The organism is Streptomyces uncialis, assembly GCF_001905345.1.
Taxonomy (GTDB): Bacteria; Actinomycetota; Actinomycetes; order Streptomycetales; family Streptomycetaceae; genus Streptomyces; species Streptomyces uncialis.
In genome coordinates, this window is the sequence record NZ_LFBV01000004.1 from 362127 (window position 1) to 379394 (window position 17268).

Below are 17268 nucleotides of genomic sequence, written 5' to 3' on the forward strand. Positions count from 1 at the left end.
CTAGAAGTACCCCTCGCGCTTGCGGTCTTCCATCGCGGCCTCGGACATCTTGTCGTCGGCGCGGGTGGCACCCCGCTCGGTGAGCCGGGACGCGGCGATCTCCGTGATCACGGCGTCGAGCGTGACCGCGTCCGAGTCGACGGCTCCGGTGCAGGACATGTCCCCGACGGTGCGGTAGCGCACCAGCCGGCGCTCCAGCGGTTCGCCGTCCTTCGGGCCGCCCCATTCGCCGGGGGTCAGCCACATACCGGAGCGCTGGAACACCTCGCGCTCGTGGGCGAAGTAGATCCGCGGCAGCTCGATCGACTCCCGGGCGATGTACTGCCACACGTCCAGCTCGGTCCAGTTGGACAGCGGGAACACCCGGACGTGCTCACCGGGCGCGTGCCGGCCGTTGTAGAGCTGCCACAGCTCGGGGCGCTGACGGCGCGGGTCCCACTGGGAGAACTCGTCGCGCAGCGAGAACACCCGCTCCTTGGCGCGGGCCTTCTCCTCGTCGCGCCGTCCGCCGCCGAACACGGCGTCGAAGCGGTGCTGCTGGATGGCCTCGGTCAGCGGCACGGTCTGGAGGGGGTTGCGGGTGCCGTCCGGGCGTTCGCGCAGCACACCGCGGTCGATGTAGTCCTGCACGGACGCGATGTGCAGCCGCAGCCCGTGCCGGGCCACCGTCCGGTCGCGGTAGTCGAGGACCTCGGGGAAGTTGTGCCCGGTGTCGACGTGCAGCAGCGTGAACGGCACCGCCGCGGGGGCGAACGCCTTCAGCGCCAGATGCAGCATGACGATGGAGTCCTTGCCGCCGGAGAACAGGATCACCGGCCGTTCGAACTCGCCCGCCACCTCGCGGAAGATATGGACGGCCTCGGACTCCAGCGCGTCCAGGTGCGACAGCGCGTACGGGCTCCGTGTCTGCGCCGGCGCCGGTGCGCGGTGGCCGCCGTGCTCGCCGTGGCTGCCGTGCTCGCCGCGGGCCGTGGTCGCGGTCGGTGTCATGCCAGACCCCTCTCGGTGAGCAGCGCGTGCAGCGCCGCCGCGGACTCCTGCACGGTCTGGTCCTGCGACTCGATCCGCAGATCGGGCGCCTCGGGCTCCTCGTACGGGTCGTCCACCCCGGTCAGTCCGGAGATCTCGCCCGCCGCCTGCTTGGCGTACAGGCCCTTCACATCACGTACGGAGCACACGTCCACGGGGGTGGCCACATGCACCTCGACATAGGTGGTGCCCGCCGCCTGGTGCCGCTTGCGTACGGCGTCCCGGCTGTCGGCGTACGGCGCGATCACCGGCACCAGCGCGAGCACGCCGTGGGAGGCGAGGAGTTCGGCGACGAAGGCGATGCGCTGGACGTTGGTGTGCCGGTCCTCGCGGCTGAAGCCGAGGCCCGCGGAGAGGAACTCACGGATCTCGTCACCGTCGAGCACCTCGACCCGGCGGCCCGCGGCGCGCAGCCGGTCGGCCAGCGCGTACGCGATCGTGGTCTTGCCCGCGCTGGGCAGGCCCGTGAGCCAGACGGTGGCTCCCGTCACGTCGTTCTCCTCGGCACTGTGGTTCTCCTCCTGGGGGGTGGGGGCGCCCTGGGTGGGGGCGGTCATCCGTGCAGCCCGCACTCGGTCTTGGCGCGGCCCGCCCAGCGGCCCGTACGGGCGTCCTCGCCCGCCTGGACCCGGCGGGTGCAGGGCGCGCAGCCGACGGAGGCGTAGCCGTCCATGAGCAGGGGGTTGGTGAGCACGCCGTGCTCGGTCACGTACCGGTCCACGTCGTCCTGCGTCCAGCGGGCGATGGGGGAGACCTTCACCTTGCGGCGCTTGGCGTCCCAGCCGACGACCGGGGTGTTCGCCCGGGTCGGGGACTCGTCGCGGCGCAGTCCCGTCGCCCACGCGTCGTAGTGGGTCAGGCCCTCCTCCAGCGGCTTGACCTTGCGCAGCGCGCAGCAGAGGTCCGGGTCGCGGTCGTGCAGCCGCGGGCCGTGCTCGGCGTCCTGTTCGGCGACGGTGCGGCGGGGGGTGAGGGTGATGAGGTTGACGTCCATCACGACCTCGACCGCGTCCCGGGTGCCGATGGTCTCGGGGAAGTGGTAGCCGGTGTCGAGGAAGACGACGTCCACACCGGGCATGGCGCGGGCGGCGAGATGGGCGACGACCGCGTCCTCCATCGAGGAGGTGACGCAGAACCGGGGGCCGAAGGTGGTGGTGGCCCAGGTGAGGACGTCGAGCGCGGGGGCGTCCTCCAGTTCGCGTCCGGCCCGCTCGGCGAGGGCCTTCAGTTCGGCGTCGCGGCCGGTGGGCGGACCGGCCGGTCCTCCGGTGCGGTGGCCGTCCGGATGGTGGCCTTCCGTGTCGCGCTGATCCGAGGTCTGAGTGGCTGTCATATCTCGTCCCCTCCGCTGTCCTGCCGTCGAAGTCCCCGGGAGAGCAACCCGAGGAACTTCAACTGAAAGGCGCGGCTGCACGCCGCGCATTCCCAGGCGCCGTGGCCCTGCTCGTTGGGACGCAGGTCCTCGTCGCCGCAGTAGGGGCAGTGGAAGGGTGCCGCGCGCTCGCTCATGACAGTGCCTCCTCGGAGGCACGGGTCACCCAGGTGGCGAACCGCTCGCCGTCCTCGCGCTCCGCCTCGAACCGTCGCACCACACGCTCGACATAGTCGGGAAGTTCGCTGGAGGTGACCTTGAGCCCGCGCACCTTGCGGCCGAACCCGGCCTCCAGACCGAGCGCGCCGCCGAGGTGCACCTGGTAGCCCTCGACCTGGTTTCCGTCGTCGTCCAGGACGAGCTGTCCCTTGAGACCGATGTCCGCCACCTGGATACGGGCACAGGCGTTGGGGCAGCCGTTGAGGTTGATGGTCAGCGGCTCCTCGAACTCGGGCAGTCTGCGCTCCAGCTCGTCGATGAGGGACGCGGCACGCGCCTTGGTCTCGACGATGGCGAGCTTGCAGTACTCGATGCCCGTGCACGCCATGGTGCCGCGGCGGAACGGGGACGGGGTGACCCGCAGGTCCAGCGCTTCGAGCGCGGCGACCACCGAGTCGACCCGGTCCTCCGTGATGTCGAGGACGATCATCTTCTGCTCGGCGGTGGTCCGCAGCCGTCCCGAGCCGTGGTCCTCGGCGAGTTGGGCGATCTTGGTGAGGATCGTGCCGTCCACCCGGCCGACGCGCGGCGCGAAACCGATGTAGTAGCGGCCGTCCTTCTGGCGGTGGACGCCGACATGGTCGCGCCAGCGCTCCACGGGCTGCTCGGGCGCGGGCCCGTCGTGCAGCTTGCGCAGCAGGTACTCGTCCTCCAGGACCTGGCGGAACTTCTCCGCGCCCCAGTCGGCCACGAGGAACTTCAGCCGGGCGCGGGTCCGCAGCCGGCGGAAGCCGTGGTCGCGGAAGATCGAGATGACGCCCTCGTAGACGTCCGGGACATCGTCCAGGGACACCCAGGTGCCCAGCCGGACACCGAGCTTGGGGTTGGTGGACAGCCCGCCGCCGACCCAGACGTCGAAGCCGGGTCCCAGCTCGGGGTGTTCGACCCCGACGAAGGCGATGTCGTTGATCTCGTGCGCCACGTCGAGCAGCGGTGAGCCGGAGACCGCGGACTTGAACTTGCGGGGCAGGTTGGAGAAGTCCTTGTTGCCCACGATCCGGCGGTAGATCTCCTCGATGGCGGGGGTGCCGTCGATGATCTCCTCCTCGGCGATGCCCGCGACGGGCGAACCGAGGATCACCCGGGGGGTGTCGCCGCACGCCTCGGTGCTGGACAGGCCGACCGCTTCCAGCCGCCGCCAGATCTCCGGGACGTCCTCGATCCGGATCCAGTGGTACTGGACGTTCTGCCGGTCGGTGAGGTCTGCGGTGCCGCGCGCGAACTCCTGGGAGATCTCTCCGATCACCCGCAGCTGCTGGGTGCTGAGCCGTCCGCCGTCGATGCGCACGCGCATCATGAAGTACTTGTCGTCCAGCTCCTCGGGCTCCAGGATCGCGGTCTTGCCGCCGTCGATCCCGGGCTTGCGCTGGGTGTACAGACCCCACCAACGCATGCGTCCCCGGAGGTCGTTGGGGTCGATCGAGTCGAAACCGGCCTTGGAGTAGATCGTCTCGATGCGGGTCCGCACATTGAGACCGTCGTCGTCCTTCTTGAACTGCTCGTTGCCGTTCAGCGGGGTGTAGTGCCCCTTGGCCCACTGGCCCTCACCGCGGTGACGGCTCACCTTGCGGCGGGGCGCGGCTGCGGCGGGCTTCTGCGGCGGCGTCGAGGCCGTGGAGACCATGGGTATACGTCCTTCGGACAGGCAGGAATGCGGCTCTTGCCTGCGCATACGGGAAGGGCACGGATGTGTGCATCCGTGCGCTGCGCTGCGCAGTTGCGTTCGAGGAAGACGTCAGCGGTGACGTGAGGTGCTGCGGGTGGGGGGACGGCTGTGCGACGGCTTGCGGAGAGCGGTCAGCGCGCCGGACAGATGGCGCTGGACACGCGGCCGAGGTCGACATGACGTCGACTCACCAAGGGGATTCCAGCGGAAGGCATGGCGGAAGCGTGGCACGGGGTTGTCGGGCCGGTCCAGCGTTATCCGAGATGTGGACACCCTGGTCCCGCATCGTGAGACGGGGGTGGTGTGGGTCACACGGCGCGGGGCGCCAGGGCGCGCCCCGCGGGGTCGTTCGGCGTCCTCGCAGGTCAGTACGGTCCGGCGGCCGGCCAGGGACCCGGCGTCGCCACGTCCCGCTCCTCCTCGACGCGGGTGTCGAAGAGCCGGAAGCCCCGCCGCTGGTAGTTGCCCAGGGCGTGCTCCCCGTCCTTGCTGCAGGTGTGCAGCCAGACCCGGTCGGTCGGGGGCAGACCGGGCCAGCGGTCCGCCAGATCCCAGGCGCGGGCCGTGCCGTACGTCAGCAGATGACCCCCGATCCTGCGGCCCCGGAACGCCGGGATCAAGCCGAAGTACACGATCTCCACCGAACCGTGTTCCTGGGACTGGAGCTCCACGTACCCCGCCGGGGTGCCCCGCTCGTAGGCGACCCACGTCTCCGTGCCCGGCCGCTCCAGATGCCGCAGCCACTCGGCGTACGTCCGGGGCAGCAGGTCCGTCCAGCGGATGTCACCACCCACGGCGGTGTACAGGAAACGGCTGAATTCCGGGGACGGGACCTCGGCGCGGACGATCCGGACGTCGCCGTCGGGCTCCTTCGCCGGGATCAGGTCCCCCGGGGCGGTCTGTTCCAGGGACCACGTGGTCACGGAGATGCTCATGGGGCAAGGGTACGGAGCCCGTCCGGGCAGGTCACAGGGCCCTCGCGTCCATGGAGTACGCCCCCGGTGCGGCTACGGCCGCGCTGGGGGCGTTTCGAGGTCTGGCCGCACCGCCGTTACGAGGCGAGGTCGCCGCGACGCAGGCTCGTCACGAACGTCCGCCACCCCTCACGGGTGTGGGTGATCACCGGTCCTGCCGCCTGCTTGCTGTCCCGCTGGGCCACCGACTCCCCGAGGCGTACCTCAACGCAGTTGGCCTGCCCGCTGCTGTACGACGACTTCACCCATTCCTGACTCATGACTCCCTGTATCTCCTTGCTCCGTCCGCGAGGACGCGGAGTGTCGCGTCCTCGTCGAGTGCCACTGACCAGATACCCGCGAACGCGCGCTCGTACTGTGATGACTCGGCCATCTTGTCGTGGTACCCCCCAGCGCCCCAGCAGGGTAGGTGGCGCCGGCCGCGAGAAGAGGGCCTGTGTCGACGCGTGAAGCGGCGTGCCGGGCATGGCGTGGCACCCGCTCGAAAGGGACACATGATCCAGCAATGGCAACGACCACGGGCCGGCACCGGTAACGCACCCGCCCTGCTGCTGCCGCGAGCTGGTGACCAACGCCGTGCGGTACGGGTCCCGTCCGGGGGACGCCGTACACGTCGTCATCGACGCCGACGAGTCCCGGACGCGGGTGGAGGTGATGGATCACTCGCGACGCCGTCCACGGCGCCGCCGGAACGCCGCACCGGGGACCCATGGGCGCGGCCTCCTCCTGCTCGACGTGCTGTCGGCCCGGTGGGGTGTCGACGCGAGGCCGCTGGGCAAGGCCGTCTGGGCGGAGGTGCGGCGATGACGGTGGCCGTGTGCCGTATCCGCGCCGATGGCGGACGTGGCAGCCGTCACCCCGCCTCCGGCCCGCCCCGGATCGACGGGGCCGACGAGTGGGGGAGCAGGTCGCACCCCCGCTCCGGGCGGGCGACCTCCACCACCGCGTCCTCCCGGAACCGGTACGGCCGGTGCTCCAGCAGCCCGCCCAGATACCTCCGTATCCGTGACACCTCGGCCCGGACGGTCACCGTGCGGCCCGGGTCGCCGAACAGTGCCTCGGCCAGTTCGGAGGCGCTGCGCCCGGGGCGGTGCACGGCGAGCAGGTACAGCAACTCGGCGTGCCTTGGAGTCAGTTCATGGGTCCAGTCGCCCGCCCCGCCGGACACCGTCACGAACGACCGCCGGGTCCCGGAGACATCCAGGAAGACGCGCGTAGCGGCCGCTTCACGCGGCTCCTCGATCCGCAGCAGCCACCCCCCGGGCAGCATCTCCACCCGGCAGTCACCGAGCGACGGCAGCCACGCCCGTCCCTGGGCGAGCCCCCGGGGCAGCGCCACCCGGTCCACCGGCGGCATCCCCGTCACCCCGGCCGTCCAGCCGTCCCGGTCCACCGCGAGCGCCCGCCCGCCGACCCGCGCCAGCACCGGCGCCGCCACCGACCGCAGCCGGTCCAGCCCGGTCAGATGGCGTTCCCTCAGCCACGCCTCGGCCAGCTTCGCCACGGACGCCACCAGGGCCTGCGTCGCCGGATGCTGGGTCTCGTGCGGGCCGCTCACATCGATCCCGCCGAGCAGCCGCCCGTCCCGCGGATCGGTGATCGGCGCGCCCGCGCACGTCCAGGGGTGCTGCGCGCGGACGAAGTGCTCGGCGGAGTGGACCCGCACCGGCCGCCGGATCACCAGCGGCGTCCCCACCCCGTTCGTCCCGACCGCCCGCTCGCTCCAGTCGGCGCCCGGCTCGAAACCGAGCAGATCCGCCTTCCGCAGCACCGCCGGATGCCCCTCCCGCCACAGCACCCGGCCCTCCGCGTCACAGATCGCCATGATCGACTGCGCCTCGTCGGTGACCGGCGCGAGCGACTCCCTCACCAGGGGCAGCACCTCGGCCAGCGGTGAGCGCTGACGCCGCTCGGCCAGCTCCTCCAGGCTCAGCAGATCGCCCACACAGCACTGCTCCGGATCGAGACCGTCACGCACCGCCCGTATCCAGGACTCGTTGATCACCGCGCGCGGCGGCGGGCCGGCACGCCGGCCCGCCAGGGTCGCCGCCCGGATCTCCTTGAGCAGTCCGGCCGCCCGCTCCGCGTCCATGGCGGCGAGCCTGGCCACGTCCATGGCTGACGGCATCACAAAAGCCTCCCCGATTCACGCACCGCCCGCGCGTACCGCCATCCGGGAGCGGGCTCCCCCGTACCCATGGTGCCCCCATACATGGTCCGGGCACACGGACCGTGCGCTTCCGTTGCAACCCTGTGCAACTCTGGCGGACCGTCGAACGTTGTTCAAAGCTGAGCACGGCGCCGCTCGTTCGGCGCGCGCTCCGTTCACGGGGCCGGGTGCGGGGGTGGCGCCGTGTCGGCGCGGCACCACCCCCGCGACCGTACGTACCACCCGGCCGCGCACCCGCCGGGCCCGTGGCCGTCGGCCACGCGCGATCCCGCCGGAGCCGCACCCCGCCGGGCCGCGAATCCACCGGGCCCGCACGCCTCCCGGCGCTCCCCTCTTCCGGCGCTCCCGCCCTCGCTTCCCCCTACGCCACGGGACGGGCCCGCTCCACCACCGACCTCAGGTCCAGGGTGTGCGCGAGGGTGCCGAACGCGTGGCCCCAATCGCCGCCCAGCCGTGAGGAGCAGAACGCGTCCGCGACCTCCGCCGGTGCGAACCGCACCAGCAGCGAACCGGTCAGCACCAGGGCCATCCGCTCCACCACCCGCCGCGCCCGCGCCTCCAGCCCGCTCAGGTCCGCCAGCTCCGTCAGCAGGTCCCTCACGGCCCGGTCCAGCCGGTGGTCGGCGCCCCGCGCCCGTCCCACCTCCACCAGGAACGCGTTGAGCGCCGACGGTTCGCGTTGCAGCGCCCGCAGCACGTCCAGCGCCTGCACATTGCCCGAGCCCTCCCAGACGGAGTTCAGCGGCGACTCGCGCAGCAGCCTCGGCATCCCGGACTCCTCCACGTACCCGTTGCCGCCCAGGCACTCCAGCGCCTCCACCACCAGCGGGGTGCAGCGCTTGGTCACCCAGTACTTGGCGACGGGCACCGCGAGCCGCAGGAACGCCCGCTCCGACTCCCCGGAGCCGTCCGCCGCCTCCGCCGCGTCGCAGGCCGCCGCCAGCCGCAGCGCCAGCGTCGTCGCCGCCTCCGACTCCAGCGCCAGATCGGCCAGCACATTGCGCATCAGCGGCTTGTCGATCAGCGGCCCGCCGAACGCCTCCCGGTGCGTCGCGTGGTGCACCGCCTGCGCGACCGCCTGCCGCATCAGCGCCGCCGAACCGAGGACGCAGTCCAGCCGGGTCGCCGCCACCATCTCCACGAGGGTGCGCACCCCGCGCCCCTCCGGCCCCACCCGCCGCGCCCAGGTCCCGTCGAACTCGACCTCGGCGGACGCGTTCGACCGGTTGCCCAGCTTGTCCTTGAGCCGCTGGATCGCGAACACGTTCCGTGAACCGTCCCCCAGCACCCGCGGCACCAGGAAGCACGTCAGCCCGTCCGCCGCCCGCGCCAGCACCAGGAATCCGTCCGACATCGGCGCCGAACAGAACCATTTGTGACCGGTCAGCGCGTACTCGCCGTCCGCGGCGAGCGCCCGCGCGACCGTCGAGTTCCCCCGGACGTCACTGCCGCCCTGCTTCTCGGTCATCCCCATCCCGAGCAGCGCCCCCGCCTTCGACGCCGCCGGACGCAGCCCCGCCTCGTACACCCGGGAGGTCAGCCGGGGCTCCCACTCGGCCGCCAGGTCCGGCTCGGCGCGCAGCGCGGGCACCGCCGCGTGGGTCATCGACAGCGGGCAGCCGTGCCCCGCCTCGACCTGCGACCAGACCATGAATCCGGCCGCCCGCCGCACATGCCCGCCCGGGGTCGCCCACGCGGCCGTCAGCCCCGCCCCGACCCCCTTGCCGAGCACCCGGTGCCAGGCCGGATGGAAGTCGACCTCGTCGATCCGGTGGCCGTAGCGGTCATGGGTCCGCAGCTTCGGCGGGTTCTCGTTCGCCTGGGCACCCCACTCCTGCGCCTGCGCCGACCCGGCGGCCTCCCCGAGCACCGACAACTCGGCCGCCGCCACCGGCAGGAGCACCGGGTCGAGATGCCGCGCCACCGCCTCCGACAGGGCCCGGTCGGCGGCGAAAACGTCGTACCCCGTCAGGGGCGGGGACTGGTTGGTCACTGTGTGGGTGCTCGCTGCCATGCCGATACGGTAAGGACGTGCAGCAGGCAAAAGAAACACCTGACCGGCCAGCCGGTCGTCTTCATCGGGCCCGAGCCCTCTACCGGGACGTCTCCAAACGCAGGACCACCTGGTTGCTGCTCAAGGACACCGTCAACTCGTGCATCGAGTACCGGATTCTCGGCCTCGCGGCGGAGGCCGCGTTCTTCACCCTGCTGTCGGTGCCGCCGCTGCTGCTGAGCCTCATCGGACTGCTCGGCTACGTCGACTCCTGGACCGGCGCCTCCACCATCGCCAGCGTGGAGGCCAATCTCCTGGAGGCGTCCCGTACGGTCCTCTCGGACAAGGGCGTCAGCGAGATCGCCCAACCCATCCTGGAGGACGTGATGAAGGGCGGCAGGCCCGACATCATCTCGCTGGGGTTCCTGTTCGCCCTGTGGTCCGGCTCCCGCGCGGTGAACGTCTTCATCGACACCATCACCGTCATGTACGGCCTCGACGGCGCCCGGGGCATCGTCAGGACCCGGCTCCTGTCCTTCCTGCTGTTCCTGGTGGCCCTGCTGATCGGTTCGGTGGCGCTGCCGCTGATGGTCGCCGGGCCGGACGCCGTGGTGAAGGTGGTGCCCTGGTCCGCGACGGTCGTCCAGGTGTTCTACTGGCCGGTCGTCATCGTGCTGTCCGTGGCCTTCCTGACCACGCTCTACCACGTGTCCGTACCCGTCCGCTCGCCCTGGGTCGAGGACGTGCCCGGCGCGCTCGTCGCCCTCGCCATGTGGGTGCTCGGCAGCTTCCTGCTCCGTATCTATCTGACGAACACCGTCGAGGGCCCCACCATCTACGGCTCGCTCGCCGCGCCCGTCGCGGTGCTGCTGTGGATCGGTGTCTCCGCGTTCGCGGTCCTCGTGGGCGCCGCGGTGAACGCCGCGATCGACCGGGTCTGGCCGTCCGTCGCCACCGCCGCGGCCCGCGCCGCGCAGGAGCGGGCGCGGCAGGCGCAGATCGCGGAGTACGTCGCCCGCGCCGCCGCCTGGCGACGGCACGGCGGCGAGGAGTACTCCGTCTTCCCCGACCTCGGCGAGCCCGCGCCGACGGGCTTCTCCGACGACGCGGACTACGCCGACTACTCGGACGAACCCGGGATGCCGTCCGAGTTCCCCGAGCGCTGGTCGAGGTTCCTGCCGCCGGAGGACGTGGGCTCCCGGCTCCGTCACCATCTGCGCCGCGGCGCCGACCCCGGCCGCCCCGACGAGGACCCCACCGCCGAGGGCGGCCCCGGGAAGCCACCGCCCGCCGACGGCACCCGCGAGATGAACGGCGCCCAGGGTGGGAGCGGTGCCCACGGCCTGAATGGGACGAACGGCAGGGGCGTGGCCAACGGCTGGGCGGTCGGCCCCGGGCCCGCGGGGAGTACTGAGGGCGCCGCCGTCCAGGGCGGTCAGGGCGGCTGGTGGGTCACCGAGACCGAGAACGGCGAGGACGTGTGGGGCGGCGGCACGGCCCGTCCCCCCGGCAGCCCGGCGGGACGCCACCGCCGCGACGACCCCCGCCCCTGAGACGACCCCCGCCCCAGAGATGACCACCGTCCTTGAGGCGACCACCGTCCTTGAGGCGACCACCGTCCTTGAGGCGACCCCCGCCCCTGACCGGTCACGCCCGCACCCGCGCGAGTACCCGCACCGGCACCCGTCCCGCACCGGTCGGCCCAGGTGCGGGAACCCGGTTCCGGGGCCCGGGGTGCCGCGGCTACGCTGACCGCCATGGACGCCCTCGCCGGTCTGCTGGAAGGCCCACGCGCGCGTGGCGCCTTCCTGATCCGCGCCTGCTTCGACCCGCCCTGGTCGGTCCGGGTCGAGGACCGCGCGCCGCTGTCCCTGATGGTCATGCTCCGCGGCGAGGCGTACATCGTCCCCGAGTCCGGCGCCACCGTCCGTATCGGCCCCGGTGACATCGCCATCGCCCGCGGCCCCGACCCGTACACCTGCGCCGACGACCCCGCGACCGCGCCCCGCGTCCACTGCCTGCCCGGAGAGGTCTGCGCGACCCCCGACGGCGTACTCCTCGGCGGCGCGCTCGACCTGGGTTCGCGCAACTGGGGCGAACGGGCCGACGGGGCGGTGTCGCTGCTCATCGGGACGTACCAGCTGCGCGGCGAGATCAGCGGACGTCTCCTCGAAGCGCTGCCCCCGCTGCTCACCCTCACCGCCGGGAGCTGGGACCACGCGCTGCTGCCGCTGCTCGCCCAGGAGATGGACCGTGAGGAACCCGGCCAGGACGTCGTCCTCGACCGGCTGCTCGACCTGATCGCCATCCAGGCGCTGCGGGCCTGGTTCTCCCGCCCGGAGGCCGAGGCGCCCGCGTGGTACCTCGCCCTGGCCGACCCCGTCGTCGGACGCGCCCTGCGGCTGCTCCAGGACGATCCCGCGCACCCCTGGACCGTCGCCTCGCTCGCCGCCAAGGCCGGGGTCTCCCGGGCGGCCCTCGCCCGCCGCTTCACGGACCTCGTCGGTGAGCCCCCGATGGCGTACCTCACCGGCTGGCGGCTCGCGCTCTGCGCCGATCTGCTGCGGGACACCGAACTGACCATCGGCGCGATAGCCCGCCAGGTGGGCTACGGCAGCGCGTTCGCGCTGTCCAGCGCCTTCAAGCGGGTGTACGGGGTGAGCCCGCAGGAGCACCGGGCGCCGTAGCCTTGGTACGCATGGGGTACGTGGAACGCGCCTCCCGGGTGCCCGGGGCGGTGGTGTGGAGCCGGGACGTGCCGCCCGGCGCGGGCGGGCGCCGGACACCGGTGCTGCCCGACGGCTGCATGGATCTGCTGTGGACCGAGGGGCGTCTTTTCGTCGCCGGACCGGACACCCGCGCCCATCACGGCGGCGGCGGTGACGTGAGCCGTGTCGTGGGCGTCCGCTTCGCGCCCGGGACCGCGCCGGCCGTCCTCGGGACGCCCGCCCGCGTGCTGCGCGACCGCCGGGTCGACCTCACCGAGCTGTGGCCCCGGCCGCTGGTGCGCGCGCTCATCGGCCGGGTGGACGCGTCCGACGACCCGGTGCGCGAGCTGGAGGCCGTCGCGGGGGAGGGGTGGAGTCGCTCGGCGGGCACCGACCCGCTCGTCGGACGGATCGTCGCGGGACTGCGGGCCGGACACAGCGTCGCGGCCGTCGCGGACGGGGCCGGGATCGGGGCGCGGGCCCTGCACCGGCTCTCCCTCGACGTGTTCGGCTACGGGCCCAAGACCCTGGCCCGGGTCCTGCGCTTCCAGCGGGCGCTGGACCTCGCGCGGACGGGTGCGCCGCTCGCCGAGGTCGCCGTGCGCTGCGGCTACGCCGACCAGCCGCACCTCGCCCGCGAGGCCCGCGCCCTCACCGGCACCCCGCTGACCGGTCTGCTCGCCTGAACCACCGGCCCCCCGGTCAGCCCAGCGGCGCGAACAGGTCCACCGAGTTGCCGTCCGGGTCCAGGACCAGCGCGTAACGCTGCCCCCAGGGCGCGTCCCACGGCGGGTGCTCGCCCTGGTACCCCGCGGCGAGCAACTCCTCGTAGACGGCGTCCACCCCGTCCTCGCAGAGGAACGCGAGACCCACCCGGCCGTCACCGGACGGCGTGGTGAACCCGGGCAGGAAGGACCGGATGGTCTCCTCCGTGTCGAGCGCGAAGCGCAGGCCCCCGGGCAGCTCGGCCTCCGCGTGCGGAGCGGTCTCGGAACCGGCGGGGAACGCCAGACCGAGCCGGCGGTAGAAGGCGACGGAGGCCGCCATGTCGGAGACCACGACACTGACAAGATCGAATCGTACGTTCATGGGGCGAGCGTAGACACCTCCGGCCGCCCCGGTCTTGAACGAATCGGACAGCGCCGCCCGGTCGGCCCCGCGACCGCCGCGACCGGGACGGGATACGTCGCAGGTCGTAGGTCTCCTGGGCCCGGGCCCAGGTCCGTCCCCCGCGCGCGGGGGCATACGGTGGAGGACCGGAACGCAGACGGACAGCGGCGAGCACCGGCGCCGCGGACCCGGTGCACGGCACCCGTCCGCGGCCAGGGAGCGAGGAGACACGATGGGTACCACCGACAGCACCGACACCGCGGACGGCACGGTGCCACGCACCGCGCTGGTCGAGGATCTGCTGGAACGGTTCCCGCACGTACCCCGGGAGGCGGTGTTCAAGGAGGACCTGCTGCGCGGCGGGATGGCCTTCGACGAGTCCGCCCTCAGCGACACCGGCAACGAGGCCACCGGCGACGTCAAACCGAAGTCGTACTTCATCTTCTCCTTCGACCACGGCACCCTCCCCGAGCTGGGCGCCGCCGCGCTGCGCCGCCCGCCCGAGGAGATCGTGCTCACCGGCGGCCCCTACGACCTGCGCCGTACGGTGGTCTCGGTCCGGGTCAACCCGGCGTCCCCGTACCGGGTCGCCGCCGGTGACGACGGGGTCCTCGGGCTGTACCTCGACGGCCGCCGCATCGCCGATGTGGGCCTGCCGCCGATGCCCGACTACTACCGGCACAAACTCGCGAACGGCAAGTCCGTGATGGAGGTCGCCCCGACCATCCAGTGGGGCTACCTCATCTATCTGACGGTCTTCCGGGTCTGCCAGTACTTCGGCGCCAAGGAGGAGTGCCAGTACTGCGACATCAACCACAACTGGCGCCAGCAGAAGGCCGCGGGCCGCCCCTACACCGGCGTCAAGGACGTCGACGAGGTGCTGGAGGCCCTGGAGATCATCGACAAGTACGACACCGCCAGGACGTCCACCGCGTACACCCTCACCGGCGGCGCCGTCACCTCGAAGATCGCCGGGCGCGACGAGGCCGACTTCTACGGCCACTACGCCAAGGCCATCGAGGAGCGCTTCCCCGGCCGCTGGATCGGCAAGGTCGTCGCCCAGGCGCTGCCCAAGGACGACGTCCAGCGCTTCAAGGACTACGGCGTGCAGATCTACCACCCCAACTACGAGGTGTGGGACCGCAGGCTGTTCCAGCTGTACTGCCCCGGGAAGGAACGTTACGTCGGCCGCGACGAATGGCACCGCCGTGTCCTCGACTCGGCGGACGTGTTCGGCGCCCGCAACGTCATCCCCAACTTCGTCGCCGGGGTAGAGATGGCGGAGCCCTTCGGCTTCACCACCGTGGACGAGGCGATCGCCTCCACCACCGAGGGCCTGCGCTACTTCATGTCGCACGGCATCACCCCCCGGTTCACCACCTGGTGCCCCGAACCGACCACCCCCCTCGGCAAGGCCAACCCGCAGGGCGCGCCGCTCGAGTACCACATCCGGCTGCTGGAGGCGTACCGCGCGACGATGGACGAGTTCGGGCTGACCTCCCCGCCCGGCTACGGTCCGGCGGGCCCCGGCCGCGCCGTGTTCTCCGTCAGCTCGTTCATGGACAGTCTCGCCCCGCAGGAACCGGTCGCCGTCACCCGCGACTGACCCGGCGGGGTCCCCGGCCGACCGCGCCGGCCCCCGACCCATGACGGTCCCCGGCCGCGCACCGGCCGGGGACCCGCGGGACCTGATCGGCGCTCGCCGGACCTCGGCGGCGCTCGCCGGACCTCAGCAGCGCTCGCCGAACTTCACCACGCCGAGCGTCACCGGCTCACCCGCGTACGCGGTCCCCGGCGCCGGTTTCTGCGTGCACACCTTCCAGTTGGACTCCACGACCACCGAACGGTCCTTCCCGCCCAGATCGTTCACGGTGACGCTCGCCGAACTGTCGAGGGACTGCCGTACCGCCCGGACCGACTTGCCCCGGAAGTCGAGCAGGGTGCTCCGGGTCCGCTGGAGCTCCCCGTCCTTCGCCGGACACTTCTCCGCCAGCTTCACCGTCGCCAGATCGATCTTCGTCCGCTTCGGATGCGTCCCGGGCTCCGGACTCTGGCCGCACACCTTCCAGTTGCGGTCGAGTGCCTGGAGCCGTCCGCGCCCCAGCGCGTCGTGCGAGGTGAGACGGCTGAACCCGGCCTCCTTCGCCTGGTCCTGCGCGGACTGGAGCCCCTTGCCCGCCAGATCCGGCAGCTTCGCCTTCTCCTCCTGCGGACTCCCGCACCCGGCGAGGGCCAGCCCCGTGGTGAGCAGCCCGGTGGTCAGCAGCGCGACGATACATCGGTGCACGATTCCCCCTGTACGTGATGGATGTCCCCACGGACATGATGCGCGGCCGGACCCCGCCGGACGGGCGAAGTGACGCTCCCGTGATCCATGGACGGCCCGGCCCGGAAAACCCGTTGACGTGCCGCCGGGTGCGGACGCTACGGTGATCCCGTTCCCGTGCCGGCGGACCGCCGGCACCACAGCGCAGTGTGATCCAGGAGGTGTCGACCATGGCTGTCGCCGCTAAGGGCCTTGCCCTCGACCCGAAGTCCACGTATGCCACCTCCGTGGTTCCCGGCTGACAGCGAGAACTCTCTCCATCAGCGACCCGCGCCTCGCGCGCGGCGGGAGCCACACCCCTGAAGGGTCAACTCCGTTGTCCGCTGTGCCTTCCGTATCCTCCGTACCTTCCTCTTCCGCGCTGTCCGCGCGCTCTGCGTACTCCCCGTCCGTCCCGTCGCTGCCCGCCCCGCATCCGCTCGCGGTCTACGGCTGGGACGACGACTGGGCCGCCGCGTTCGCCCCGCACGCCGCGCGGGGGCTCGTACCCGGCCGGGTCGTCCGGGTCGACCGGGGACAGTGCGACGTCATGACCGAGGACGGACTCGTCCGTCCCGACACCGCCTTCGTCGTCCCCCACGACCCGCTGCGGGTCATCTGCACCGGTGACTGGGCCGCCGTCGACCCCGAGGGCGGCGACCCCCGCTATGTCCGCAGCTATCTGCCGCGCCGTTCCGCGTTCGTCCGCTCCACCTCCTCCAAGCGGTCCGAGGGGCAGATCCTCGCGGCCAACGTCGACCACGCGATCATCGCCGTGTCCCTCGCCGTGGAACTCGACCTCGGCCGGATCGAACGCTTCCTCGCGCTCGGCTGGGAGTCCGGCGCCCAGCCCGTCGTCGTCCTCACCAAGGCCGACCTCGTCCCCGACGCCACGACCCTGTCCCACCTCGTGGAGGACGTGGGCACCAGCGCGCCCGGGGTGCCCGTACTGCCGGTCAGCGCCCGGTCCGCGGAGGGCCTCGACGTGCTCGCCGCGGTGGTCGCCGGAGGGACGAGCGTGCTGCTCGGACAGTCCGGCGCCGGGAAGTCCACCCTCGCCAACGCGCTGCTCGGCGAGGACGTCCAGACCGTCCAGGACAACCGGGACGTGGACGGCAAGGGCCGCCACACCACGACCACCCGCAACCTCCTCGTGCTGCCCGGGGGCGGGGTCCTCATCGACACCCCCGGACTGCGCGGCGTCGGACTCTACGACGCGGGCAGCGGCGTGGGACAGGTCTTCTCCGAGATCGACGCGATGGCCCGCGACTGCCGCTTCCACGACTGCGCCCACGAGGCCGAACCCGGCTGCGCGGTCACCGCGGCCGTCGCGGACGGCACCCTCCCCGCACGGCGCCTGGAGAGCTTCCGCAAGCTGATGCGGGAGAACCAGCGGATCGTCGCCAAGTCCGACGCCAGGGCCCGCGCGGAACTGCGGCGCGAATGGAAGCGGAAGGACGCCGAGGGGCGGGCGGCGGGTGCGATCAAGCGGGGCGGCCGGCTCTGAGCCGTCGTGCCGCGTGCCGTCGTGCCCCGTGCCGTCGTGCCCCGGGTGCTCGCCCGCGGACGTGCTCGCTCCCGTGCGGGTACGTCCGCGGGAGGGCGGTTCCCCGTGCCCGCCGCAGGTTCGTGCGCGTGGGCCCGCTTGTTCCCGCGCGGGTACGTCCGGGGGCGCGGGGTTCCCCGTGCCCCTTCGGGCGCTCACCCGGGGCGCTCATCCGG

At 72.5% G+C, this 17268-nt stretch carries 17 protein-coding genes and 1 pseudogene; 6 read left to right on the plus strand and 12 right to left on the minus strand.

Annotated elements, in window-relative coordinates:
* From cysD to AB852_RS18690, 8 genes are all read right to left on the minus strand, one after another.
* On the minus strand, nt 1-990 hold the full coding sequence (gene cysD / locus AB852_RS18660) for a sulfate adenylyltransferase subunit CysD (protein WP_245876826.1): 990 nt from the start codon (nt 988-990) through the stop codon (nt 1-3).
* Nucleotides 987-1586, minus strand: a complete 600-nt coding sequence (gene cysC, locus AB852_RS18665; RefSeq protein WP_073789760.1) for an adenylyl-sulfate kinase — start codon at nt 1584-1586, stop codon at nt 987-989. The genes cysD and cysC overlap by 4 nt, the downstream gene beginning before the upstream one ends.
* Nucleotides 1583-2362, minus strand: a complete 780-nt coding sequence (locus AB852_RS18670) for a phosphoadenylyl-sulfate reductase (protein WP_079184747.1) — start codon at nt 2360-2362, stop codon at nt 1583-1585. The genes cysC and AB852_RS18670 overlap by 4 nt, the downstream gene beginning before the upstream one ends.
* Entirely contained in the window at nt 2359-2538 is a 180-nt protein-coding gene (locus AB852_RS18675) for a hypothetical protein (RefSeq protein ID WP_073789762.1), read from the minus strand. The genes AB852_RS18670 and AB852_RS18675 overlap by 4 nt, the downstream gene beginning before the upstream one ends.
* Complete coding sequence (locus tag AB852_RS18680) at nt 2535-4244, minus strand: nitrite/sulfite reductase (protein ID WP_073789764.1); 1710 nt, start codon at nt 4242-4244, stop codon at nt 2535-2537. Before AB852_RS18680 ends, AB852_RS18675 begins: the two co-directional genes overlap by 4 nt.
* Before the next feature lie 173 nt (nt 4245-4417).
* Nucleotides 4418-4501 (minus strand): putative leader peptide, encoded by an 84-nt coding sequence (locus AB852_RS41650; RefSeq protein WP_353961789.1) that lies wholly within the window; start codon nt 4499-4501, stop codon nt 4418-4420.
* A 150-nt stretch (nt 4502-4651) separates the two neighbouring features.
* A complete protein-coding gene (locus AB852_RS18685; protein ID WP_073789766.1) occupies nt 4652-5221 on the minus strand; it encodes a GNAT family N-acetyltransferase in 570 nt (189 codons plus the stop codon).
* Nucleotides 5222-5337: 116 nt separating this feature from the next.
* The gene (locus AB852_RS18690) at nt 5338-5520 is read right to left on the minus strand and encodes a DUF397 domain-containing protein (protein WP_073789768.1); all 183 of its coding nucleotides are present in this window, start codon (nt 5518-5520) and stop codon (nt 5338-5340) included.
* Nucleotides 5521-5824: 304 nt separating this feature from the next.
* Here AB852_RS18690 and AB852_RS18695 point away from each other — a divergent pair, with 304 nt between their 5' ends.
* Nucleotides 5825-6067 (plus strand): ATP-binding protein, encoded by a 243-nt coding sequence (locus tag AB852_RS18695; RefSeq protein WP_073789770.1) that lies wholly within the window; start codon nt 5825-5827, stop codon nt 6065-6067.
* Nucleotides 6068-6113: 46 nt separating this feature from the next.
* On the opposite strand, the gene AB852_RS18700 is transcribed toward AB852_RS18695, so the two are convergent.
* Nucleotides 6114-7388: a helix-turn-helix domain-containing protein gene (locus tag AB852_RS18700; protein ID WP_245876827.1), complete on the minus strand. Its 1275-nt coding sequence runs from the start codon at nt 7386-7388 to the stop codon at nt 6114-6116.
* A 403-nt stretch (nt 7389-7791) separates the two neighbouring features.
* Complete coding sequence (locus tag AB852_RS18705) at nt 7792-9444, minus strand: acyl-CoA dehydrogenase family protein (RefSeq protein WP_073789774.1); 1653 nt, start codon at nt 9442-9444, stop codon at nt 7792-7794.
* A 17-nt stretch (nt 9445-9461) separates the two neighbouring features.
* On the opposite strand from AB852_RS18705, the pseudogene AB852_RS18710 reads away from it, so the two are divergent.
* The 3 genes and pseudogenes from AB852_RS18710 to AB852_RS18720 form a co-directional block, all read left to right on the plus strand.
* Nucleotides 9462-10643: pseudogene (locus AB852_RS18710) on the plus strand (YihY/virulence factor BrkB family protein); the annotation flags it as partial.
* A 537-nt stretch (nt 10644-11180) separates the two neighbouring features.
* The gene (locus AB852_RS18715) at nt 11181-12110 is read left to right on the plus strand and encodes an AraC family transcriptional regulator (protein ID WP_073789776.1); all 930 of its coding nucleotides are present in this window, start codon (nt 11181-11183) and stop codon (nt 12108-12110) included.
* Nucleotides 12111-12121: 11 nt separating this feature from the next.
* Nucleotides 12122-12817, plus strand: a complete 696-nt coding sequence (locus AB852_RS18720; RefSeq protein ID WP_073789778.1) for a helix-turn-helix transcriptional regulator — start codon at nt 12122-12124, stop codon at nt 12815-12817.
* Nucleotides 12818-12833: 16 nt separating this feature from the next.
* On the opposite strand, the gene AB852_RS18725 is transcribed toward AB852_RS18720, so the two are convergent.
* Complete coding sequence (locus AB852_RS18725; protein WP_079184749.1) at nt 12834-13220, minus strand: VOC family protein; 387 nt, start codon at nt 13218-13220, stop codon at nt 12834-12836.
* Nucleotides 13221-13473: 253 nt separating this feature from the next.
* Between AB852_RS18725 and AB852_RS18730 the strand changes: the two genes are divergently transcribed.
* Nucleotides 13474-14847 (plus strand): radical SAM protein, encoded by a 1374-nt coding sequence (locus AB852_RS18730; protein ID WP_073789780.1) that lies wholly within the window; start codon nt 13474-13476, stop codon nt 14845-14847.
* A gap of 123 nt (nt 14848-14970) precedes the next feature.
* On the opposite strand, the gene AB852_RS18735 is transcribed toward AB852_RS18730, so the two are convergent.
* A complete protein-coding gene (locus tag AB852_RS18735; protein WP_245876828.1) occupies nt 14971-15528 on the minus strand; it encodes a PASTA domain-containing protein in 558 nt (185 codons plus the stop codon).
* A 400-nt stretch (nt 15529-15928) separates the two neighbouring features.
* On the opposite strand from AB852_RS18735, the gene rsgA reads away from it, so the two are divergent.
* The gene (gene rsgA, locus AB852_RS18740; RefSeq protein ID WP_079184793.1) at nt 15929-17053 is read left to right on the plus strand and encodes a ribosome small subunit-dependent GTPase A; all 1125 of its coding nucleotides are present in this window, start codon (nt 15929-15931) and stop codon (nt 17051-17053) included.
* Nucleotides 17054-17268 lie beyond the last annotated feature (215 nt).